Raw genomic sequence first — 23,118 nt, 5'->3', positions numbered from 1 at the left:
CCCGAGTATTTGATTAATCAATCCATGCAACCACAAGCGTTCCGCACTGGCATGCTAGAACAGCTCGATGTCGCCACTTTCCAAATGCTGTTGACTGACAGCCTTGCGCAGCACGCTGCGCAACTCCAGGCTTTGAATCGCCAGCGCCATGCTGACCCGCCCCAGCAAGGCGACAATTTCTTCATTGTCGCTCTCCGGCAACATCTCCGCGCCATGCTCGCCCAGGGTTCCGAGGAACTCCCGCAAGCCCGTCACCCGCTTCAAGGTGCGCTCGATCAGCTGGCTGGTCATGTCCTGGAACTGCAGGCTGGTGATGGCGGCATTCACATAGCCCCCCACCTCATCCTGCAATGCCAGCAATTTTTCCCGCTGCTGCTCGGCTGGAATACCGCCGTCGAGCAACAGGGCGATGGTATCTTGCTGCGCAGCAACGGCTGCGTGTATCGCCATGAAATTGAAGGACAGCTTCTCGATCGCCTCTTCCAGCAAGATGCCGGTCTGCACCAGGTCGGTTTCCACCTCCGTCAAGTGCTTGCGGCCATGGTCCGACACGCCAGACAGCAGGCGCTTTACATGCGAGCCAAGTATTTTCTTTCTTGTCATAAAGGTCTCATTGTTTCAATACACCACGCGTCGACAGCCTTGCGTGTTATTTTTTCGCCGCTACCGGGCTGGGGGCTGGTGCCGCCGCGGGGGGCGCACCGGCCGCCAGCCCGGAAGCGACAGCGGCGGAAGCGGCATCGGTCACCGGCAGCTCGATCGCCGAGCCATCGCGCAGGACATTTTCTTCCGTGCGTTTGTTCATGACGATGATGCTGATGCGCCGGTTGATCGGATTGAAGGGGTCGAGCTTGTCCAGGTGGGCGGCCGAGCCCAGTCCAACCACGCGCAATACTTTCTCTTCCTTCATGCCGCCAATCACCAGTTCGCGCCGCGACGCATTCGCGCGGTCGGCCGACAATTCCCAGTTGCTGTAGCCGGCATCGCTCATGTAGGGCGTCGAATCCGTATGGCCGGACAGGCCGATGCGGTTCGGCACTTCATTGAGCACGAAGCCGATGGCGTGCAGGATTTCCTTGGTGTACGGTTGCAGATTCGCATTGGCGAGCGCAAACATCGGACGGTTCTGCTCGTCGACGATCTGGATGCGCAAGCCTTCGCTGGTGATATCGAGCAGCAGCTGGTTCTTGTATTTTTTCAGCAGGGGATTGGCGTCGATGGTCGCTTCGATGCGCGCCTTGAGCGCCTGCAGGCGCTTGCCCTCCTCGCGTTCGAGCGCGGCCTTGGCTGAATTGAGGTCGAACGATTTGCGCTGCTGCTCTTCCTGCGCCTTGCGCACTTGTCCATCCTGACGCGACAGGTCCTGGCCGCCGCCCTGGATGACGGAATTGCTTTCGCCGCTGCCGGAACCGCCCGCCATTGCCACTTTCAAGGGCGTCTTGAAGAATTCGGAAATGCCGTTCAAGTCGCCCTTCGAGGTGGAGCCCAGCAGCCACATCAGCAGGAAGAAGGCCATCATGGCCGTGACAAAGTCGGCGTAGGCGATTTTCCACGCCCCGCCATGGTGTCCGCCAGCCGTCTTCTTGATACGCTTGACGATAATCGGGCGCATGCCTTCATCGGCCATGGCGTCCCCCTTCCGTGTGCTGCAAATGACTCATGGTGTCCAGGCGTATATTCACTGCTTACTTCGTTTTCGATTTCTTGATGTGGTCTTCCAGCTCATTGAACGTCGGGCGCTCGGTCGAGAACAGCACCTTGCGGCCGAACTCCACGGCCAGCGCCGGCGCATAGCCGTTCAGGCTGGCCAGCAGGGTCACTTTCACGCACTGGAACATCTTGCTCGACTCTTCCAGCTTCTGCTCCAGCAGGCTGGCCAGCGGGCCGACGAAGCCATAGGCCAGCAAGATGCCGAGGAAGGTGCCGACCAGCGCGTGCGCGATCAGCATGCCCAGCTCGGCTGGCGGGATGCCCACCGATTCCATCGTGTGCACCACGCCCATCACGGCGGCGACGATACCGAAAGCGGGCAAGCCGTCGCCCACCTTGGCGATCACGTGGGCCGGCACGGCGCCTTCGTGATGATGCGTCTCGATTTCGTTGTCCATCAGATTTTCGATCTGGAACGCATCCATATTGCCCGATACCATCAGGCGCAGGTAATCGGTCATGAATTCGATGATATGGTGGTCGGCCAGCACGGCCGGATACTTGGAAAACAGCGGGCTTTCTTCGGGCTTGTCGATATCGCCTTCGATCGACATCAAGCCTTCCTTGCGCACCTTGCTGAGCACTTCGAACAGCAGCGACATCAGTTCCATGTACAGCTCTTTGGTATAGCGCGAACCCTTGAACAGGCTGGGCAAGGCGGCGATCGTTGCCTTGATGGCCTTGTTATTGTTACCAACAAGGAAGGCGCCCAGGGCGGCGCCGCCGATCATCAGCAACTCCAGCGGCTGAAACAGCGCCGCCAGATGGCCGCCGGCCATTGCGAAGCCGCCAAAGACCGAGGCGCAGACGATGATGTATCCGATTATGACTAACAAGTGCCCTGACTCCCAATAATGGCCGGGGCTGTGTGCCCGGCATGTTCAAACCTGTTCCTGTCTTCTGGCGGCAGCGCCGCCGGCGGAGACAGCGGCAAAAAAAAAGCAACCGGAAGTTAATTGAAATGCGCTGCTTTTCAATGCAATTCCGAGAAAATGCCGTGTGGAACTACAATAACGTGAGATTGCCCCACGGGCAAGCAAATAACGCAGACAATTGCTTAAAAGCACCATATGTAAAGTAAAGGGCCACCCTCTGTGGCGGCGATGGTCTTATCGGGCACGCGTGCCGCAATCTGGAATTCGTAACTAAGAAGCATGCTACCGGGCAACATTTCCCTTTCCGCCTTGCTCCACAGGGCCGCCATCGCCGCCGGCGACAGGTAGGCAAACACGGCGTCGTAGCGGCCGAAATCGAGCGCTTCGTAGTCGCCGCGCAGGAAGCGCGCGCGGCTGCCAGCCAGCCATGCGCGCAAGCGGCTTGCCAGCCACGGCAGCGGCGCCAGCTCGATGCCGGAAAACTGTCCGTCGGGGCGGCGCCGCGCCAGGTCGAGCACCAGGCCGCCCAGGCCGCTGCCGATATCGATCAGCCGCACGCCGGGACGGTCCGCGATCAGCTCCGCCACCGCCTGCCATACCTTCGGCCCCGACGGGTAAAACGGCACTTGCGTGCGGAACGTGGACCAGTACAAACTCAGCAGGAAAACAAAGGCGACCAGGAACACGGCCGGGGGCAAATCGAGCCAGCTGGCCGCCAGCAAGGCGGGCGCAAACAGCAAGCCGATGGCGCACCACCAGCGCGCCAGTCCCGCGCGCCACGTGATGACAGCCGCCAGCACGCCCTGCACCAGCGCCACGGCCGGCAGCGACATGGCCACGCCCGCGCGCGCCAAACCATATACCAATAGCAACATCAAGGGAAAGGCCAGCACCTGGATCAGGATGGCCTTGAGCGCGGGCGCGCGCAGGATCTGTTGCAGCATGGAATAGCCAAAGGAGGAAAACGCCAGTGTAAGCGAAAGCGGCATGAAAAAGCCGGAGTGCGGTCAGGCGACCGGCTCCGGCTTGCTCTCTGTCTTATCTATGTACGGCTCAGGCAACCACGCCCGGCACGGCAGCGGCCGCTTCATCGCGCGCCTTCTTGGTCTTGCCGGCACGCGAAGGCATGTGGCACAGGCCGCACACATAATCGGCGTTCAGGTCAAGGCAGTTGACGACAAACTTGCCGCCGCACTTGCCGCAGGGCGCCATGTCCAGCATCTTGCTGCTGAAAAAGCGCACCAGGGTCCAGGCCCGCGTCAGCGACAGCAGCGGCTCTTCACCCGCTTCGGGCGGCATTTGTTCCAGATACAGTTTATAGGCCTTCATCACGGCTTCGATGCCCGTGGCGCCGGCGTGGTCGACGAGGAATTTATGGATATTGATGAACAGCGAGGAATGGATATTCGGTTGCCAGGTAATGAACCAGTCGGTGGAAAATGGCAGCATGCCCTTGGGCGGCGAGACGCCCTTCAATTCCTTGTACAGATTCAGCAGGCGTTCGCGCGACAGCGAGACTTCCGTCTCCAGCAGTTGCAAACGGGCGCCCAGCTGTATCAATTCGATGGCCAGCTGGATTTCCTGCGCTTCCGATACGACACTTTTTTTGGCCATGCTGTGTACTCCACTACTGACTGATACTGACTGATACTGCCTAACAAGGTTGCCAGAAAAATGTTCAGGGCAAGGCGCGTTGCAGACGACAGTACGAATGTACGGCGAGGCAATGCAACACCGCCATGGACGTTTTGATGGGAACCTTAGGCGATTTCTTCGACGCCCTGGCCGGCCATCAGGATGGCGGCATGCGACTGGGCCAGCGAGCGGTCTTTATTGTAGTTCGTCAACATGCCCAGGATGGCGCTGTCGTCGAAGCGGAAGCGGGCCAGCATCATGTTGCCGCCAGCCAGTTTCAGGATCTGGGCATTGCTCATGCCTTCGATCAGTTCGGCGATTTCGGCGGCAATGCCCAAACGGAAGATGGCCGTTACTTTGTCCGCACGAATCATTTGCTGGGCCAGCATCAGGTAGCTCAGGTTAGCGTCGCGAATCTCAGCCATCATGTCGTTAGCAGTCATTTCCATCTCCTCAATCCGTTGAATTCAGCTGGCGTTGTGTGTTGCCAGTGAGATACATTCTGCAGGAGCAACATTAAACGCAACAGAGGCGTAGCGCTGTATTTTTGGTCGGGGAATAGCGGATGGGATCGTAGGTGTTTGTCTGACAAACACTGCTCGATCATGGTCGCACGCCAGCAATGGCGCGGATGTAGGAGGTTGGCACTGTGCCGGATTTGCCCGACTTTTGGCCTGTAAAAAATATCACTTTTTTACAACAACTTGATAAGAATCAAGCCTGTCTACTGAGATAACGGCCGCCTTGACAGGAACTTTAGGGCTTTTTTAAAAAATATTTAAAATATTTCCAGCGCTGCCCTGACCGATTACCGGCGTTCATGTATGTGTTGTCGGCGGCGAATCGCAGAACTTTAGGGTTTTTTGAAAATATTTTTAAAAATCGTGATTTCTTTCGTTGACGCCCCACAAGCGGGCATTTTTCGCCGTCTTTCCATGCCCGGAACCGCGCTTCGCGGCAAGGATTTGCTACACTGCCACTTCCGCGTGATACTTTAAGCCTCAAGCAATATCATGCCATCCAGACAAGTATCAATATGAAAGCCACCATGATTTCTCGACAAGACTGCAGCGCGCGCGATCTCGATGATCCCCTCGCGCCCCTGCGCCAGCAATTCGATTTGCCGCAGGGCGTGATTTACCTCGACGGCAATTCCCTGGGTGCGCGGCCGAAGGCGGCGCTGGCCCGCGCCCAGCACGTCATCGCGGCCGAATGGGGCACGGACCTGATCCGCAGCTGGAATACGGCCGGCTGGTTCGACCTGCCCAAGCGCCTGGGCGATCGCCTGGCTCCGCTGCTGGGCGCCGGCACGGGCGAAGTGGTGATCACCGATACCACCTCCGTCAACCTGTTCAAGGCCCTGGCCGCCGCCCTGCAGATGCAAGCCGGCGATCCTGCCCATGCCGCGCGCAGAATCATCGTCAGCGAACGCAGCAACTTCCCCACCGACCTGTACATGGCGCAAGGCCTGGCCGCCTGGCTCGACCGCGGCTACGAGCTGCGCCTGGTCGACAGCCCCGATGAACTGGCGCAAGCCATCGATGCCGATTGCGCCGTCGCCATGCTCACGCACGTCAATTACCGTACGGGCTACCAGCACGACATGGCCGCCATCAGCAGCCATTGCCACGCGCAGGGCGCGCTGGCGCTGTGGGACCTGGCCCATTCGGCCGGCGCCGTGCCGCTGGACCTGAACGGCGCCGGCGCCGACCTGGCCGTCGGCTGCACCTATAAATACCTGAATGGCGGTCCCGGCTCGCCCGCCTTCATCTGGGTGCCGGAAAAACACCAGGCGCGCTTCCGCCAGCCTTTGTCCGGCTGGTGGGGCCACGCCACGCCGTTCGCCATGGAGCCGGGCTTCGCGCCCGCCGACGGCATCGCCCGCGCCCTGTGCGGCACGCAGCCGATACTCTCGCTGGCCCTCGTCGAATGCGGCCTCGATATCTTTGCGCAAACGAGCATGGAAGCCATCCGCCGCAAGTCGCTGGCCCTGACGGACCTGTTCATCGCGCTGGTGGAACAGCGCTGCGCCAGCCATCCGCTGGGCCTCGTCACCCCGCGCGAGCATGCGCGGCGCGGCAGCCAGGTCAGCTTCACGCACCCGCACGGCTATGCCGTGATGCAGGCGCTGATCGCGCGCGGCGTGATCGGCGACTACCGCGAACCTGCCATCATGCGCTTCGGCTTCACGCCCCTGTACACGAGCTTTGCCGACGTGTGGGATGCCGTGGAAATCCTGCGCGACATCCTCGACACACTAGCCTACGACATCGCCGCCAAGCGCGATGCGGTCACCTGAGCCATCCCATGAGCGACGACAAGAATATGAACAAGGAAAACACCAGCGGCTGCCCCATGCATGCCGGCGGCCAGGATGCGCAGTGGCATGGCGCGCAGATGGATTTCAGCGAATCTATGAGCTACGGCAACTACCTGGCGCTGGACCGCATTCTCACGGCCCAGCATCCGCTGTCGCCGAACCACAACGAGATGCTGTTCATCGTGCAGCACCAGACGAGCGAATTGTGGATGAAGCTGATGCTGCACGAGATGCACGCCGTGCGCGCCAACCTGCAAAGCGGCGACCTGGCGCCCGCCTTCAAAATGCTGGCCCGCGTGGCGCGCATCATGGACCAGCTGGTGCATGCCTGGGACGTGCTGGCCACCATGACGCCGCCCGAATACACGGCCATCCGCCCCTACCTGGGCGCCTCGTCCGGTTTCCAGTCCTTCCAGTACCGCGAAATCGAATTCATCCTGGGGAACAAGAACGCCGCCCTGCTCAACGTGCATACGACGGCGCCGGAAAACTACAAAGTGCTCGACGCCGCCCTGCGCGCGCCATCCGTCTACGATGAGTCGATCAAGCTGCTGGCGCGCAGCGGCTTGCCCATCTCCACCGAGCGGCTGAACGCCGACTGGACCCTGCCGACCGCCTCCGACGCGTCGGTAAAGGCGGCCTGGCTGGAAGTCTACCGCGACCCGTCGAAACACTGGGCCCTGTACGAACTGGCCGAAAAGCTGGTCGACCTGGAAACGGCCTTCCGCTTCTGGCGCTTCCGCCATGTGACGACGGTCGAGCGCATCATCGGCTTCAAGACGGGCACGGGCGGCACGGCGGGCGTGAGCTATTTGCGCAAGATGCTCGACGTGGTATTGTTCCCGGAGTTATTCGCCTTGCGTACCGAACTTTAAGGAGCATCGATGTCGCCTCTCGTCCTGACCCTGGCCGGCCTGTGGAATTCCGGGCCGCAGCACTGGCAAACCCATTGGGAAGCGCGCCACCCGCAATGGTCGCGCGTGCCGCACCGGGAATGGCAGACGCCGGACAAGGATGAATGGGTGGCGGAACTCGATCGCGCCATCGCCGCCTGCGAGCGCCCTCCCGTGCTGGCCGCGCACAGCCTGGCTTGCACGCTGGTGGCCCACTGGGCGGCCAGCGGCTCGCCGCACAAGATCGCCGGCGCCTTCCTCGTCGCTCCCAGCGATGTGGAAGCGCCCTCCTACCCGTCCGGCACGACGGGCTTTGCGCCGATGCCGCTGCAAGCCTTGCCGTTTCCCAGCCTGGTGGTGGCCAGCGGCGATGATCCCTACGTCAGCTTCGCGCGGGCACGCGCGTTTGCCGCCGCCTGGGGCAGCGATTTCACCATGATCGGCGACGCCGGCCATATCAACGGCGACGCCGGCTACGGCGCCTGGCCGGACGGCGAACAGCTGCTGCTGGATTTTTGCGCCGCGCACCAGCCGTGAACCAGGGCGCGCACGATAGGGGCGTATTTGCCCACAAGTAAGAACGCAGGCAGAATCGTGGCCTTTCCATTGCGGCGCCCCGGCGCCAGCCCCACGATGAAACGTCTGCTTCTGCCCTTGCTCCTCTGCTCCGCCCTCGCCCACGGCGCGCCCTTTTATGAAGGCAAGAACCTCGCCCATCCCGCCATCAGCGCCTCGCAGGACAGCGGCCTCGATATCGCCTTCCTCAAGGAAAAAGAAGGCGTCAACGGCTATTACTGCGAGTGCAAGAGCGGTAGCGCGAAACCCATTTTGCTCGACCAGTTCGGCAACGCCGTCATCCGTTCCGTCTTCTACGCGTCGCTGGACCAGGAGACGGACGACAGCGTGCAAACCATGCTGGTACTGCTGCGCCAGGGCGACAAGAACGGCTTGCGCGCCTACCGCTATCACCGCAGCTCCGGCAAATACCGGCGCCTCGATGGCTTGCAGCCAGCCTTGAACCGCATCGTGGCGCAAAGCAGTGCTCCCAACGCGGGCCAGATCAAGGCCGCGCTGGCCAAGCTGGCGCCGATGGACTACAGCGTCCCGCGCGGCAAGAGCGGCAATGCGGACTTCGACGCCATCGACCATACGCAAGGCAGCATCGTCGGCTACTACAGCGATGACGGCAAGCCCGTGGCGGCCGGCGGCAAGGACGCCATCACCTACAAGAAAACCTTCCAGAAGAAAGGCGAGCGTTTTCTCACCGCCAGCTACACCCTGTACAGCGATGCGGGCGCGGGCATCCTGCCCAACTACCGCCTGTGGCAAGTGACGTGGGAAACGGCGCCAAAGCAGTTCACGGGCAGCGCAGATGGCCCGTCCGTCATCTACAGCCTGGCCTGGGACGACGGCTCGGTGGTCGAGCGGGGCGAGTACGTGAAAGGCAAGCGCCAGGGACTGTGGGTACGCGAAGGCATGCACGAAGGCAGCGAAAAGGGCCATTACGTCAACGGCCTGCAGGAAGGCATGTGGTACTTCAATTATCCCAGGCAGAGCGAGAGTGGCATGTACCGGGCCGGCAAGCGCGAAGGCCGCTGGACCGTCGTCAACTATGCCGATGCAGAGGAAGTGACGGGCTTCGACACCTACGCGGGCGGCCAGCTGAACGGCCCGCACGAACGCAGCATGGGCGGCAAGCTGCAAACGCGCGGCAACTACGTGAACGGCACGCGCCATGGCGCGTGGATCACGGAAGACGGCGACGGCAGCTTTATCGACGGCTTGCGCGACGGGCCGTGGAAGCTCAAGCTCAAGGACAAGGTCACGCAAAGCGTCACTTTCGTGCAAGGCAAAAAACAGGGCGAGGCCCTCGACAAGGATGCGCAAGGCGCGCTGCGCGTGCGCGACCATTACCAGGCGGGCGTGCTCGATGGCAGCCGCACCCGCTATCTGGGCCCGGCCGGCAAGGAATACGTGGTCTACACGGCTACCTACCGCAACGGCCAGCTCGATGGGCGCGAACAGGCGTTCGACGACAGCGGCAAGATCCTGCGCCTCGATACCCTATGGGACAACGGCAAGAAGCAGGGCCTGGACGCGCGCTACTACCCGAACGGCAAGCCGGAACGCCTGGCTGTCATCGACCAGGGCCGCCTGCTCACGCACCTGCGCGAGTACTATGAGGACGGCCAGCTGCTCAACGACATCCACCGCTGCACCTTCAAGGAGTACGGCAGCACGCGCGACGACGTATGCGAGTACCACCACATGTACTACCCGGACGGCAAGCCGCAGTATTACTATGCATTCCAGTACGGCCAGCGCCAGGAAGGCTATTCGAACTACCCGAACGGCAAGCGCAAGGATGAACTGCTGGTCGACCGCGCCGCCGACACCTCCGTCGTCAACGCCTATTACGAAAGCGGCCAGCTCAAATGCACGGAGCCGCGCAGCGGCCACAGCACGCGCACGGTGAATGGCCAGACCATGATCAGCTACGCTTCGGCCGACCGCGACGGCGACAATATCTGCTACCACCCGAACGGCAAGGTGGCCAGCATCTACACCTTCCGCAAGCGCGTGCTCGTGGAGTGCGGCAAGCGCTACGACGACACGGGCAAGCAGACGTTCCCCGGGCCGGAAGGCTGCCCGCCCCCCAGGAAGGTGGACTACCCGATAGGACTATGACAATGACGCAAACAAGACAGCCGCAGTGCATCCAGAATCCTGAGCGCATCGACGCCGCGGCGATCCGCGCCGCCATCGCCAGCGGTCAGCAGGTGCTGGTGCAGTTCGATACCCTGGCCGAGCCGGGGCCGCTGCTGGCCGACCTCGACGCCCTGGCCGTCACCTGCGGCACGGCGCTGACCATCCGCATCTACGGCTATGACCCGAGGGTGTTCGATGCCCGCATCCTGCGCGCGCTGCCGCATGTGGCCAGCCTGTCCATCGATTGCCACTGGCAAGCCATCCATCTGGAAGTGCTGGGGGAGCTGCGCCATCTGAAGCGCCTGAGCCTGGGCATCTACCAGCTGGCGGAGGGCGACATCCTGCAGCTGGATAATTTGCGCGGCCTCGAATACCTGAACCTGGGCGAATCGGCCAAGAACAATATCGACCTGGCACCCCTGCGCCACTACGCGCAGCTGGCCAGCCTGGTCCTCGAGGGCCACAGCAAGCATATCGACACCCTGGCCGGCCTGCCGGCGCTGCACGAGCTGTCGCTGTACCGCATCAAGAACAAGGTGCCGCTGGATTTCATCTCGGCGATGGACCGCCTGGACAGGCTGCTGTTGCAGCTGGGCGGCCGCGAATCGCTCGCCCACATCGAGGCGCCGCTGTTGAAGAAACTGGAAGTGATACGCGTGCGCGGCCTGGAAACGCTGGGCGACATCGGCCGCTTCCCGCTGCTGCAGGCGCTATGGGTGGAAGACCAGATCAAGCTGCGGCAGATCACGCTGGGGGCCAATCCCGTGCTCGAACGCCTGGACCTGCACACCTGCAAGACACTCGACAGCCTGCCCGGCCTCGCCGCCCTGCCCGCACTGCGCCAGCTGTCGGCATCCGAAACCATGCTCGACGTCGACGCACTGCTGGCGCACGGCTTGCCCGCGTCCCTCACGCACGTGCGCCTGCGCACGGGCAAAAAAACACGCGACGACGCCATCGCCGCGCAGCTGGCGCAACTGGGCTACGACAGCGCGCGCGCAGTATTGACCTAGCGGACCTGGCGGCTGGCTACCAGCTTGCGCTGCCACAGCGCCACGTCGATCATCACGCCATCGGCGCCCGTGTTGCGGATGTAGACGCGGTAGCTGCCCTGCCCCATGTCGCCATCGAGGTAGGCCGTGCGCTCATTGCGCTGCAGCCTGGCGCCCTTGGCCAGCTGGCGGTAGCGCTCGACCACCGTGTCGAAGCTGGCATAGCTGCGCAGCGCCACTTCCAGGTCGCGCGGCGGGCGCCCTTCGGCATGGTCCAGCACATTGTTCTGTTTCTTGCCCTTCAGCGTGAGCGGATAGGCAAACACGCCGGCGCCGGCCGACGTCAGCACCGTGGATTTATCGAGCAGCAGCGGCAGCAGCGCCGGCGGATACGCGGGCGGCAGCTGGGCGCGGTTCCAGCCCGGCAGGGCCGGCTGCGCCAGCACATATTCGACGCTGGCGATCTTCTGCCCGTCGGCGCCCGCTTCCTTGTCGCCCGCGATCAGCGCCAGCATGGGCGGCAATTGCCGGGCCCAGGCCAGCAAGGGCGCCGCATCCCCGACCAGCATACCCTTGCGGTGGAACACCGTCAGCACCGCATTCGGATCGGGATTGCAGACTTTCGCCAGCGGCTGCCCCTCCAGGCGGCAATGCCCGTTGACCAGGCCAAAGGCAATGATCCCGCCGCGCTTGTCGAGCAGCATGGCGCCGCGTTCGCGGCCCTGCTTGCGGTCATTCATCGAGGCCAGCAACTGGCGGCCATCAGCCAGCACGCTGCGCGTGGCGTCGCGCTTTTCGCTGATCGCTTCAAGCGCCTGCGCCAGCAGCAGTTCATCGTCTTCCGTGTAGCTGCCGCGCGCGTAACCGAAGAAATCGAACAGGGCCGCGCGCACTTGCGGGTCTTCGCTCAGGCGCGGCAAGGGGCCGCCTGTCAACAGGGAAGACAGGCTTTTTCCGGCCGGCGCCGAGGGTGCCGCCGTGGCGCGGGCAGGCTGGGAAAGGACGCATGCCGCTGCCAGCAAGGCGCCGCACAGGGTGCGGTAATTCGATAAAATGATATGCATGATTCTGTCTGTCGGTGATTTGACCGCGATTCCGGCCACGCATGGCGCGCCGGCGATTCTAGCATGGCGCCAGTCCCCATGCGGTGCGGCTGGCGGACGGCGCGTGTGCCGGCGCGGCTGTTATGATGGCCGCAATGACGATACCAACCCACGCCTCGCCCCTGCTTGTCCTCCTGCCCGGCATGGATGGCACGGCACGGCTATTCCACCGTTTTGACGCCGCCTTGCGCGCACAGGCCGCCATCGACACCCAAGCCATCGCCTATCCGGCCGCGCCACTCGATTACGCGGCGCTGGAAGCATTCGTGCGCGAGCGCTTGCCGCGGGACCGCCCCTTCGTCGTGCTGGCCGAATCGTTTTCGGGCCCGCTGGGCGCCGCCCTGCGCGCCGAGCCGCCGCCCGGCATGCGCGCCCTGGTCCTGTGCTGTTCGTTTGTGCGCAATCCGCGCCCGATGCTGGCGCCGCTGCGCCACCTGCTCGGCCTAGTGCCCTTTGGCGCCATGCCCGGCTTCGCCCTGCGCCAGGCGCTGCTGGCGCCCTGCTCCACGCCGCAGTTGCAGTTGCAGTTGCAGGATGAACTGGCAGCGGCGCTGGCGCAAGTGCCGCCCAGCGTGCTGCGCCAGCGCCTGCGCGCCGTGCTGGAAACCGATGCCTCGCGCAGCTTCGCGCGCGGCAGCCTGCCGGTGCTGTATCTGCGCGCCCGCCACGACCGCCTGGTGCCGCCCGCGAACGCCGTGCAGATACTGCGCCTGGCACCCGACGCGCAACTGGCCGACATCGCCGCGCCGCACATGCTGCTGCAGGCGGCGCCGGAAGCGGCGGCCGTCGCCGTCACCGCCTTTCTCGCGGGCCTGTCAGCCGCGCAGGTATCCGCTTAAACGCGCGCTGGCCAGCACGGCCAGCCAGCTCACGCCGCCCGACAACACGCTGAAGTAGATGGCTCGCAGCGGATGGTGGGGCAGCAGGTACGCGAGCACGGCCGCACCCAGCAGACCGCACAGCGCAGGCTTCCACCAGCCGGGCGGCAGCAGCACCAGCAACAGATTCGTGCCCGCATACACGTAAAACACCAGCAGCAGGGCCAGACCGCCGGCCACGCCGCGCGAGCCCAGGCTGCCAAACAGCTGCGTGTACAAATAAAACCCCAGCCAGCTCAATGCGATAAACAGCAGGCAGCCCAGCGTATGCGCGCCCAGGCCGGCCATCAGGCGAATTTTCATGGTCATCATCCGTATCGTCTGGTGCAAAGCCGCATCATAGCGATTTTGTTGGAGATGCCATCGGTTGACTTGCCTACCTACTAGATGGTAGACTAATTTCAAACCCGGTATTTCACCCGGCAATCCTTCCGCGCCACGGCGCATTCGACCCTTTGCGAGGCATCACATGCATCAACTGTTTACCCCCTATGACCTGTCCGGCATTTCCCTGGCCAACCGCGTCGTCATGGCGCCGATGACGCGTACGCGCACCCTCGAAAACAATCCCGATGTGCTCACCATACTGTATTACGCACAACGCGCCTCGGCCGGCCTGATCGTCACCGAAGGCTTGCCGGTCTCCGATGAGGGCCGCGGCTACCTGTACACGCCGGGCATTTACAGCACGGCGCAAGGACAGGGCTGGCGCCAGGTCACCGATGCCGTGCATGCCAAGGGCGGCAAGATCTTCGCCCAGCTGTGGCACGTGGGCCGCATGTCGCATGTGTCGATCCAGCCTGGCAACGTGGCGCCCGTCGGCCCCAGTACCGTGGCGGCGGAAAACACCACCGTCTATGCCTGGATCGAACCGGGCCAGGCCGGACCGGTGCTGCCCAGCGTGCCGCGTGCGCTGACGGTTGACGACATTGCACGCGTGACCGCCGACTTCGTACATGCCGCGCAGGTGGCCATGGCCGCAGGCTTCGACGGCGTCGAAATCATGGCGGCCAACGGTTTCCTGTTCGACCAGTTCCTCAGCAGCGCCGTCAATACGCGCACCGACCAGTACGGCGGCAGCATAGCCAACCGCCAGCGCTTTTTGCTTGAAACGATAGACGCCATGTCGGCCGCCATCGGCAGCGCCAAAGTCGGCGTGCGCGTCTCGCCGTTCGGCCGCCTGTATGACATGCGCGCCTATGCCGATGAAGCGCAGGTGTGGCGCAGCGTGGCACAGTCACTCGATACCAGGAAGCTGGCCTATGTACACCTGAACTACCAGCCGACCATCACGGCGGCGGAAGTGCCACCCGGCTTTGGCGCGCAATTCCGCCAGGACTACCACGGCACCTTGATCGGCGCGGGCGGCTTCACCCAGGAAGTGGCGCGCAGCGAGCTGGAAAAAGGCGACCTCGACCTCATCGCCTTCGGCATGCCGTTCATCGCCAACCCGGATCTGGTGGAGCGCATGCAAAACAACTGGCCGCTGGCCGACAGCGACCGCGCGACCTACTACGGCGTCAGCGGCGCCCTGTCCCAGGGCTACACCGACTACCCCGCCTACCGTGCAGCTGCCAGTGCCAACATGCTCAATGGCATTAACGTGGAAGCATTGCAACAATTTGCGCAAGGCGTGGCAGACCATCCAGACAAGGGCGAAGCGCGCTTCAACGTCAAGACCAAATGGCAACATCAGACGCGCAGCGTGGCCACCGTCAGCCACTATGTCCTGGGCGGTGAAAAGCATGCGCGCCATTTCGAGATCGCCTCCGACGAACCGCATGAATTACTGGGCCAAAACACGGCGCCGAATCCGCAAGAGCTGCTGATGGCCGCCCTCAACGCCTGCCTTTCAGTGGGTTACGCCGCCAATGCGGCTTCCATGGGCATCACCGTGCACAGCCTGGAGATCGAAACGGACGGCAAGCTGGATCTGCGCGGCTTCCTCGGCCTGGACGACAGCGTCAATCCCGGCTACGACGAAGTCAGCTACGTGGTGCGGCTGCGCACGGATGCCTCGCGCGAGCGCGTCGAGGCGCTGCACCAAGCCGTGACCAAGACCTCGGTCAACCTGGCCAATTTCTCGAAGGCCATCCGCATGCTGCCCAAGCTGGAAATTATCGAGGCCTGATTCCCATCCGGGAGTTGCCGGACCACCAACCCGCGCGCAAGCGCATACATAGCGAGGAAATTATGGAAGACTGGAAACAAGCTCGGCAGGACATCAACACACGTGCGATGCAACTCAATGCACTGACGCCCGACACCATGAAAGGCATCGCCGCACTGGGCGGCGCTGGCGACAAGACCAACCATCTCGATGCGAAGACGCGGGAACTGATCTCGCTGGCAGTGGCCGTCACCACGCGCTGCGATGGCTGTATCGCTTTCCACGCTGCCGCCGCCAAGAAACTCGGCGTGACCGTGGAAGAAATTGCCGAAGCGCTCGGGGTGGCGATCAACCTCAATGCAGGCGCCGCTGTTGTGTACAGCACCCACGTGCTGGACGCTTTCGACAAGGCTTGATACAGCCGCGTCATCCGGCTTGGCATGTACGCGTGCCAAGCCGGCCATTCAAGGAAAAACCATGAACAGCAACACAACGACGCTCGTCGTCGATATCTGGTCCGATTTTGTCTGCCCTTGGTGCTGGATTGCCAAGCGCCGCTTCGACAAGGCCCTTGCCGCTTTCGAACACAAAGACGCAGTGCAGGTCAACTTGCGCGCTTACCGCATTGCGCCGGACTATCAAGCCGAACCGATCAAGGCAGCCTTGCTGAAAAAGTTCCGCGATCCGATGGCCGCCGAAGGAATGATGTATTCGGTTCAATCGCATGGGGCGGCGGAAGGCCTGGACTACCGCTTCGACACCATGCTGTTTGGCGACACCATAGACGCGCACATGCTCGTCAAGGCAGTCGACGACGAGGCCTTGCGACAACGCCTGGTCGAAGTGCTTTATGAGCAGAGTATTTCGCATGGCAAGTCGCTATTCGACCGCGACTCCCTTGCGCTACTCGCGGCGCAAGCGGGAGTGCCTGCCGAAATGGTGAAGCGCGCATGGTCGACACCGCAATTGCGCCAGCAGGTGCAGGACGATGAACGCGGCGCCTCGCGCATGGCTTCCGGCGTACCGCTGTTCGTCTTTGGCAATGGCACGCCTATTTCTGGCGCCCAGCCGCAAGAGGTGTTCCAGCAGGCGCTGGAAAAAATGCATGCCCGGTCCCAGGTGAACCTGGCGGCATTTGCCGGCCAGGCCTGTGGCGTGGCCGGCTGCACCATTTAGGCGCAGGATTCTCACGCCAGATTGTCGAGCATGTAGTGAAAAGCTGCCAGCGGATCGGTCGATGGCCCCAGGGCCCAGCCGATAAAGCTGGCGCCTTCGAGGGCGCTGAGCAGCATAAAAGCGTAATCCCTCGGAGGTTTCTGCAAGGTCCAGCCATGCAGCTGCGCCGCCTGCACGAGATTTTTCTCCATCCAATCCAGCTGCTGCGCCATCAGGCGCCGGCCCAGGACCTGCAACGATTCGGGCAGCGCCGCCATTTCGGCCGCGAGCGCCCCGCACAGCGGCAGCAAATGATCATTGGCGCTGGCCAGAAACAGCCCGGCGAACTCGCGCAGGCGTTCGACCGGATCGGCATGCGCCGCGTCGATCGCGTGCAGCTTCTCGGTAAACACCTCGATATATTGTGTGATCAAGGCCACGCCAAGGTTTTCCTTGGTGGGGAAATGATGGTGAATACTGGCCTTACGTATGCCGATCTCCTCCGACAGATCGGCATAACTGAAAGCGGCGTAGCCTTTCGAACGCAGGTGGATCTCTGCACTTTTCAAAAGGGCATCCCGGGTACTCACTGACATGACAGGCTCCTGCGCCAACGGCCATGCCGGCCATTGACGGATTAAATTCAACAAGAAGCAATTATGCCTCAAGTACCTGCCATCAGGGCTTGAAGCGCGCTCATGCGACGCTGAACATCACGCATAAAAAAAGCCGGCCCTTTCACGCAGAAAGGGCCGGCTTGCTTACGTCGACAACCAGGCGTTTACTTCGCCGAATTGAGCAGCAATTCGTTGAGGCGTTTCACGAAACTGGCCGGGTCGGCCAGCGAACCGCCTTCGGCCAGCATGGCCTGGTCGAACAGGATGTTGGCCCAGTCGCCGAACTTGCCGCCTTCGGCATCTTCGTATTTCAGGCGCGTCACTAGCGGGTGGTTCGGGTTGATTTCCAAAATCGGCTTCGACTCCGGCGCGCTCTGGCCCGCAGCTTTGAGCATGCGCAGCAGGTTGCCCGACAATTCGTTTTCATCGGCCACCAGGCAGGCTGGCGAATCGGTCAGGCGGAACGTCACGCGCACGTCCTTGGCCTTGTCGGCCAGCACGGTCTTCATCTTGCCCACCAGGTCGGCGTACGAGGTTTCCGTTTCTTCGTGCTCTTTCTTTTCCGCTTCGTCTTCCAGCGCGCCCAGGTCCAGGCCGCCTTTTGCGACGGAGACCAGTTCCTTGCCTTCGAAGTCCTGGATAAACGACAGCATCCATTCATCGACGCGGTCCGTCAGCAGCAGCACTTCGACGCCCTTCTTGCGGAAGATTTCCAGGTGCGGGCTGTTCTTGGCGGCGGCGTAGTTGTCGGCCGTGACGTAGTAAATCTTGTCCTGGCCTTCCTTCATGCGCGCCACGTAGTCGGCGAACGAGGTGATTTGCTCGTCGCTGTCGTTGGCCGTCGACGCAAAGCGCAGCAGCTTGGCCAGGCGTTCCTTGTTGGCCGCGTCTTCGCCGATGCCTTCCTTCAGCACCTGGCCGAATTCCTTCCAGAATACGGCGTACTTGTCCTTCTTGTCCTGCTCGTCGGCGTTCGCCAGTTCTTCCAGCATGCCCAGCACGCGCTTGGTCGAACCTTCGCGGATCACCTTGACGTCGCGCGACTCCTGCAGGATTTCACGCGACACGTTCAGCGGCAGGTCGGCCGAGTCGATCACCCCGCGCACGAAGCGCAGGTAGGTCGGCATCAGCTGCTCGGCATCGTCCATGATGAAGACGCGCTTGACGTACAGCTTGATACCGCCGCGCTTGTTGCGGTCCCACATGTCGAACGGCGCCTTGGCCGGAATGTACAGCAGCTGCGTGTATTCGCTGCGGCCTTCCACGCGGTTGTGCGTGTGCGTCAGCGGCGACTGGAAGTCGTGCGACACGTGCTTGTAGAATTCGTCGTACTGTTCCGGCGTGATGTCGGCCTTGTTGCGGGCCCACAGGGCGCTGGCCTGGTTGACGGTTTCGAATTCGTCCTTCAGGACGGTTTCTTTTTTCTCGTCGTCCCACTCTTCCTTCTGCATCACGATCGGCAGCGAGATATGGTCCGAGTATTTGCGGATGATGGACTTGATCTTCCAGCTCGACAGCAATTCGTCCTCGCCTTCGCGCAGGTGCAGGATGATGTCCGTGCCGCGCGACGGCTTGTCGATCGATTCGATGCTGTAATCGCCTTCGCCGCTTGACTCCCAGCGCACGCCTTCGGAAGCGTCCACGCCGGCGCGGCGCGTTTCGACGGTGATCTTGTCGGCGACGATGAAGCCCGAATAGAAGCCCACGCCGAACTGGCCGATCAAGGCCGCGTCCTGCTGCTGGTCGCCCGACAGCTTGCCGAAGAATTCCTTGGTGCCCGACTTGGCGATGGTGCCCAGGTGCGAGATCGCCTCGTCACGGGTCATGCCGATGCCATTGTCGGAAATGGTGATGGTGCGCGCATCCTTGTCGAAGCTGACCTTGATCTTCAATTCGTGATCGTTGCCGTACAGGGCATCGTTATCGATCGCTTCAAAGCGCAATTTGTCGGCCGCGTCGGACGCGTTCGAGATCAATTCGCGCAGGAAGATTTCCTTGTTCGAGTACAGGGAATGGATCATCAGGTGCAGCATTTGCTTCACTTCGGTCTGAAAACCCAGGGTTTGCTTTTCGGAGACAGCCATTTTTACCTCATAGTCTTGTGGATGGGACGGATTCTACGGAGTTGGGGATGGTACAAGCGATTTCAAGAGCCCCCGGTAAATGTGCTGTTTTAGCCCAGTGCGCGGGCGAAAAACGCCCAGATGCGCTCGTCCTGCACCGTGGCCAGGTTCAGGCGCATGCGGGTCGACGGCAGCTGGCGTGGTGAAAACAGGCTGCCCGGCGCCAGCACCAGCCCCTCGGCCAGCGCCTTCTCGGCCAGGACATTCGTGTCGCAGCCCGCATCGGCCCACACGAACATGCCGGCCGGTGCGGGATCGAAACGCAAGCCCGCCTGTTCGACCTTGCGGTACGTACCCTCGCGCACCTTGTCGAGCCGCGCGCGCAGGCGCTCCGCATGCTTGCGGTACAGCCCCTGCGAGAGGATCTTATACACGACGCGTTCGCCGATATCGCTGGTGGTCAAGGTGGCCAGCATCTTGCGGTCGGCCAGGCGCTGCGCCCGCTCCGGCGACGTGGCGATGAAGCCCACGCGCAGGTTCGCCGCCAGGCTCTTGGAAAAGCCGCCCAGGTAAATCACGCGGCGCAGCTGGTCCAGCGCGGCCAGGCGCGTGGCCGGCTGCACCAGACCGGCTGCGCCCGGGTGCATGTCGCAATAGATGTCATCCTCGACGATGAGGAAATCGTGCTGTTCGGCCAGGCGCAGCACCTGGAACGCCTTGGCCGCCGACAGCGAGGTCGAACTGGGGTTGTGCAGCACCGAGTTGATCACGTACAGCTTGGGACGGTGCAGCGCCGCCAGCTCGGCCAGCACGGCGATATCGGGGCCGTCACCCAGGCGCGGGATGCCGATGACGTTCATGCCCATGGCGGCAAAGGCGCCGAACATCAGCCAGTACGCGGGATCGTCGACGAAAATGGTGTCGCCGGGGCGGGCGAACTCGCGCGCCACCAGGTCCAGCGCCTGCATCACGCCCACCGTGGTGACGATCTGCTCGGGCGGACAGGCGATTTCCAGTCCTGCCAGCTTCAGTTGCAACTGCTGGCGCAGGGGCAGGAAACCCTGCGGCGTGCCGTAGCCCAGCAGCAAACTGCCAGGCTGGCGGCTGACGTCGCGCAAGGCGCGCGCCACCAGGTCGCCATCGAGCCACTCGGCAGGCAGCATGCCGGTGCCGGGCGCGGGGATGGCCGGCGTCTGGCGGAACATGTTACGGATCAGCCACACCACGTCCATCGGCTGCGCCACCGCTTCCTGTGCGCCAGCGGGCGGCGCCGGCGTATTCAGGGGCGAGCGCTCGCGCACGAAAAAGCCGGCGCCGCGCCGCGATTCCAGGTAACCGCGCGCCACCAGCTTGTCGTAGCTGGCCACCACCGTGGCGCACGACACGTCCAGGCTGGCGGCGCACTGGCGGATCGAGGGCATGCGCGCGCCGCCGCGCAGCAGCTTGTCGTCGATGCGCGCCGCCAGCGAGCGCGTGATCTGGTCGATCAGGGTTTCGCCCGAGGCGCGTGACAACAAGGGAAGTGTATTGCTCATATGACCATGACAGTATGTGGAATTATGCGTGAAAGTGTATTTGTACTGTATTGCTATTGAGCCCTAGGATAGCAGTACCGGGCGCATTCATCCGCATCTGCCCGTCTTTATTCCACGCCACCCGCACCAGGACAGCCATGCCATCGCACGCCACCACCTCCCCCAGTTCCCTCCCGCGCCTCGGCGCCGACCGCACAGGCCTGTTGCTGGGCTTGATCGCCGTCGCCCTCTTCAGCCTGACCCTGCCCTTTACGCGGCTGGCCGTGGCCGAACTCGACCCCACTTTTGTCGCCCTGGGCCGCGCCCTGGTGGCCGCCGTCCTGGCCGGCCTGTGGCTATGGCAGCAGCGCGCGCCTATGCCGCGCCGCGAACAGTGGCTGCCGCTGGCGCTCGTGTCGCTGGGCTGCGTGCTGGGTTTTCCCTGGCTGACCTCGATCGCCATGCGCAGCCTGCCCGCCTCGCATGGCGCCGTGCTGGTGGGCATCCTGCCGCTGGCCACCGCCGTGTTTGCCGTGCTGCGCGGCAAGGAACGCCCATCGCCGGGTTTCTGGCTGATGGCCCTGCTCGGCACGGCGCTGGTGGTGGCCTTCGCGCTGCGCCAGGGCGGCGGCAGCTTCCACCTGGCCGACTGGCTGATCTTTGCCGCGGTCCTGCTGGCTGCACTCGGCTATGCCGAAGGGGGGCGCCTGGCGCAAGCGATGCCGGGCCAGCATGTGATTTCCTGGGCCCTGCTGCTGGCCGTGCCTTTTGTCTTGCCCGTGGTACTGTGGAATGCCTGGCCGCAGCGCGCGCTGATGGCGCAGGCCAGCGGCGCGGCCTGGCTGGGCTTTGCCTACATTTCCGTGTTTTCCATGTTTATCGGCTTCTTTTTCTGGTACCGGGGCATGGCGCTGGGCGGCGTGGCGCGCGTGGGACAAACGCAGCTGCTGCAGCCTTTCCTCACCCTGGTGGGCGCGGCCGTGCTGCTGAACGAGCCGTTGACGGGTGAAAGCCTGCTGTTTGCCGGCGCCGTGATCGCCGTCGTAGGCATAGGACGCAAGCTGAAGTAAAGTGCCTTGACGCCCATTTGCAACGCCGTTGCGCGTGCGGATGGGCAGAGCAGCGTGCAAGCCGTACAATACCGCAGCACCATGGCGACGCCTATCCGGCGCCGCTTGCGCACGCACCGCCACAAGCGGGCCAACAAATCCAGCCGGCGCAGCTCGGCATCTTCTGTGAGACTCGTATGAAAATTGAAAATCCGAATCCGATCCAATGGCGCTTTGCCGAACGCGCGGAACAGCTGCAAAGCTCGTTCATCCGCGAAATCCTGAAGATCACGCAGCGTCCCGAGATCATCTCGTTTGCCGGCGGCCTGCCCTCGCCCGCCACCTTCCCCGTGGAAGAAATGAAGACCGCCTTCGACAAGGTCCTGTCGAACAATGGCAAAGTGGCCCTGCAATACGGCCCGACCGACGGCTACCTGCCGCTGCGCCAGTGGATCGCCGACTCGCTCTCCAGCAACGGCAGCACCATCATGCCGGAACAGGTGCTGATGACGTCCGGCTCGCAGCAGGCGCTGGACTTGCTGGGCAAGGTCCTGATCGACGAAGGCAGCAAGGTTCTGGTGGAAACCCCCAGCTACCTGGGCGCCCTGCAGGCGTTTTCCGTCTACCGTCCCGAATTCGTTTCCGTCGACACCGATGACGAAGGCCTGGTGCCGTCGTCGGTCAACCCCGTCGCCGATGGCGCGCGCCTGCTGTACGCACTGCCGAACTTCCAGAACCCGACGGGACGCAGCCTGTCCGTGGCGCGCCGCGTGGAGCTGGTGGAAACCTGCGCCCGCCACGGCCTGCCGCTGATCGAGGATGATCCGTACGGCGCCCTGAGCTACAGCGGCGAGCCGTATCCGAAGATGATCAACATGAATCCGGACGGCGTGATCTACATGGGCTCATTCTCGAAAGTGCTCACGCCGGGCATCCGCCTCGGCTACGTGGTGGCGCCGATGCCGCTGGTGCGCCGCCTGGAACTGGCCAAGCAGGCGGCCGACCTGCACACGTCGCAGCTGACGCAGATGGTCGTGCATGAAGTGATCAAGGATGGCTTCCTGGACCGCCATATCCCCAGCATCCGCAGCCTGTACGGCAACCAGTGCCAGGCCATGCTGTCGGCGCTGGAAGAGCACTTCCCGGCCGGCGTTACGTGGACCAGACCGGAAGGCGGCATGTTCATCTGGGTCACCCTGCCGAAGCACATCGACGCGATGACATTGCTCGATGAAGCCATCGCCAACAAGGTCGCCTTCGTGCCGGGCGCGCCGTTCTACGCGAACACGCCGGAAACGCACACCTTGCGCCTGTCATTCGTGACGGTGCCGCCGGAACGCATCCGCGAAGGCATCGCCATCCTGGGAAAACTGATCGCCGCAAAAATGTAACTCGCCTCTTCACGCCCCGCTGCCGCGGGGCGTGTCACTGCTGCCCCCGGCGCCAGGGGGCACGCATCTTTTCCGCTAAAAACCGCCTTCACGATGGCAACTGC

22 protein-coding genes and 1 pseudogene are annotated in these 23,118 nt (G+C 62.9%); 12 read left to right on the top strand and 11 right to left on the bottom strand.

The features are described from left to right. Positions 1-54 precede the first annotated feature (54 nt). From LSO07_RS10775 to flhD, 6 genes are all read right to left on the bottom strand, one after another. Positions 55-603, bottom strand: a complete 549-nt coding sequence (locus LSO07_RS10775; RefSeq protein ID WP_034758366.1) for a hypothetical protein — start codon at positions 601-603, stop codon at positions 55-57. A gap of 46 nt (positions 604-649) precedes the next feature. After that, positions 650-1,627 (bottom strand): flagellar motor protein MotB, encoded by a 978-nt coding sequence (gene motB / locus LSO07_RS10770; protein ID WP_034778017.1) that lies wholly within the window; start codon positions 1,625-1,627, stop codon positions 650-652. A 58-nt stretch (positions 1,628-1,685) separates the two neighbouring features. Beyond that, complete coding sequence (gene motA / locus LSO07_RS10765; RefSeq protein WP_034778015.1) at positions 1,686-2,546, bottom strand: flagellar motor stator protein MotA; 861 nt, start codon at positions 2,544-2,546, stop codon at positions 1,686-1,688. Between the two features lie 221 nt (positions 2,547-2,767). Then, on the bottom strand, positions 2,768-3,529 hold the full coding sequence (locus LSO07_RS10760; RefSeq protein WP_151093852.1) for an SAM-dependent methyltransferase: 762 nt from the start codon (positions 3,527-3,529) through the stop codon (positions 2,768-2,770). Between the two features lie 109 nt (positions 3,530-3,638). After that, the gene (flhC, locus tag LSO07_RS10755; RefSeq protein ID WP_034778011.1) at positions 3,639-4,199 is read right to left on the bottom strand and encodes a flagellar transcriptional regulator FlhC; all 561 of its coding nucleotides are present in this window, start codon (positions 4,197-4,199) and stop codon (positions 3,639-3,641) included. Positions 4,200-4,345: 146 nt separating this feature from the next. Further along, on the bottom strand, positions 4,346-4,663 hold the full coding sequence (gene flhD / locus LSO07_RS10750) for a flagellar transcriptional regulator FlhD (protein ID WP_034758381.1): 318 nt from the start codon (positions 4,661-4,663) through the stop codon (positions 4,346-4,348). A 605-nt stretch (positions 4,664-5,268) separates the two neighbouring features. On the opposite strand from flhD, the gene kynU reads away from it, so the two are divergent. The 5 genes from kynU (at position 5,269) to LSO07_RS10725 (ending at position 11,155) form a co-directional block, all read left to right on the top strand. After that, a complete protein-coding gene (gene kynU / locus LSO07_RS10745; RefSeq protein WP_151093850.1) occupies positions 5,269-6,519 on the top strand; it encodes a kynureninase in 1,251 nt (416 codons plus the stop codon). Between the two features lie 8 nt (positions 6,520-6,527). Continuing rightward, positions 6,528-7,415, top strand: coding sequence for a tryptophan 2,3-dioxygenase (kynA, locus tag LSO07_RS10740; protein ID WP_151093848.1), 888 nt, complete (start codon positions 6,528-6,530; stop codon positions 7,413-7,415). Positions 7,416-7,424: 9 nt separating this feature from the next. Next, positions 7,425-7,970 (top strand): RBBP9/YdeN family alpha/beta hydrolase, encoded by a 546-nt coding sequence (locus LSO07_RS10735; RefSeq protein ID WP_151093846.1) that lies wholly within the window; start codon positions 7,425-7,427, stop codon positions 7,968-7,970. Between the two features lie 96 nt (positions 7,971-8,066). Next, on the top strand, positions 8,067-10,121 hold the full coding sequence (locus tag LSO07_RS10730; RefSeq protein WP_151093844.1) for a toxin-antitoxin system YwqK family antitoxin: 2,055 nt from the start codon (positions 8,067-8,069) through the stop codon (positions 10,119-10,121). A gap of 2 nt (positions 10,122-10,123) precedes the next feature. Beyond that, entirely contained in the window at positions 10,124-11,155 is a 1,032-nt protein-coding gene (locus LSO07_RS10725; RefSeq protein WP_151093842.1) for a hypothetical protein, read from the top strand. Here LSO07_RS10725 and LSO07_RS10720 read toward each other — a convergent pair. Then, positions 11,152-12,198, bottom strand: coding sequence for a hypothetical protein (locus LSO07_RS10720; RefSeq protein WP_151093840.1), 1,047 nt, complete (start codon positions 12,196-12,198; stop codon positions 11,152-11,154). The genes LSO07_RS10725 and LSO07_RS10720 overlap by 4 nt on opposite strands. A 134-nt stretch (positions 12,199-12,332) precedes the next feature. Between LSO07_RS10720 and LSO07_RS10715 the strand changes: the two genes are divergently transcribed. After that, on the top strand, positions 12,333-13,076 hold the full coding sequence (locus LSO07_RS10715; RefSeq protein ID WP_151093838.1) for an alpha/beta fold hydrolase: 744 nt from the start codon (positions 12,333-12,335) through the stop codon (positions 13,074-13,076). Here the strand turns inward: LSO07_RS10715 and LSO07_RS10710 are convergent. After that, positions 13,053-13,418 carry a hypothetical protein gene (locus LSO07_RS10710; RefSeq protein ID WP_151093836.1) on the bottom strand — a complete coding sequence of 122 codons (366 nt, stop codon included), beginning with the start codon at positions 13,416-13,418 and terminating at the stop codon, positions 13,053-13,055. The two genes, LSO07_RS10715 and LSO07_RS10710, sit on opposite strands and share 24 nt — an antisense overlap. A 166-nt stretch (positions 13,419-13,584) precedes the next feature. On the opposite strand from LSO07_RS10710, the pseudogene LSO07_RS10705 reads away from it, so the two are divergent. From LSO07_RS10705 to LSO07_RS10690, 4 genes and pseudogenes are all read left to right on the top strand, one after another. Beyond that, positions 13,585-14,679: pseudogene (locus LSO07_RS10705) on the top strand (alkene reductase); the annotation flags it as partial. 21 nt (positions 14,680-14,700) lie between these two features. Beyond that, entirely contained in the window at positions 14,701-15,246 is a 546-nt protein-coding gene (locus LSO07_RS28420) for an OsmC family protein (RefSeq protein WP_225317270.1), read from the top strand. Between the two features lie 62 nt (positions 15,247-15,308). After that, on the top strand, positions 15,309-15,641 hold the full coding sequence (locus tag LSO07_RS10695; RefSeq protein WP_121668995.1) for a carboxymuconolactone decarboxylase family protein: 333 nt from the start codon (positions 15,309-15,311) through the stop codon (positions 15,639-15,641). Positions 15,642-15,702: 61 nt separating this feature from the next. Next, positions 15,703-16,401, top strand: coding sequence for a DsbA family oxidoreductase (locus LSO07_RS10690; protein WP_151093832.1), 699 nt, complete (start codon positions 15,703-15,705; stop codon positions 16,399-16,401). 11 nt (positions 16,402-16,412) lie between these two features. On the opposite strand, the gene LSO07_RS10685 is transcribed toward LSO07_RS10690, so the two are convergent. The 3 genes from LSO07_RS10685 to LSO07_RS10675 all read right to left on the bottom strand — a co-directional run bounded on the left by LSO07_RS10685 (position 16,413) and on the right by LSO07_RS10675 (position 20,595). Then, entirely contained in the window at positions 16,413-16,976 is a 564-nt protein-coding gene (locus tag LSO07_RS10685; protein ID WP_151093828.1) for a TetR/AcrR family transcriptional regulator, read from the bottom strand. A 185-nt stretch (positions 16,977-17,161) separates the two neighbouring features. Continuing rightward, positions 17,162-19,081 (bottom strand): molecular chaperone HtpG, encoded by a 1,920-nt coding sequence (htpG, locus tag LSO07_RS10680; RefSeq protein WP_034777993.1) that lies wholly within the window; start codon positions 19,079-19,081, stop codon positions 17,162-17,164. Between the two features lie 89 nt (positions 19,082-19,170). After that, on the bottom strand, positions 19,171-20,595 hold the full coding sequence (locus tag LSO07_RS10675) for an aminotransferase-like domain-containing protein (protein ID WP_225317246.1): 1,425 nt from the start codon (positions 20,593-20,595) through the stop codon (positions 19,171-19,173). 137 nt (positions 20,596-20,732) lie between these two features. Between LSO07_RS10675 and LSO07_RS10670 the strand changes: the two genes are divergently transcribed. After that, positions 20,733-21,644, top strand: coding sequence for a DMT family transporter (locus tag LSO07_RS10670; RefSeq protein ID WP_151093826.1), 912 nt, complete (start codon positions 20,733-20,735; stop codon positions 21,642-21,644). A gap of 176 nt (positions 21,645-21,820) precedes the next feature. After that, complete coding sequence (locus LSO07_RS10665; RefSeq protein WP_070278801.1) at positions 21,821-23,014, top strand: aminotransferase-like domain-containing protein; 1,194 nt, start codon at positions 21,821-21,823, stop codon at positions 23,012-23,014. Positions 23,015-23,118 lie beyond the last annotated feature (104 nt).

Origin of the sequence: Janthinobacterium sp. PLB04, assembly GCF_021165895.1 — a bacterium.
Lineage (GTDB): Bacteria > Pseudomonadota > Gammaproteobacteria > Burkholderiales > Burkholderiaceae_D > Janthinobacterium > Janthinobacterium lividum.
This window is presented reverse-complemented; position numbering and strand designations above follow the sequence as displayed.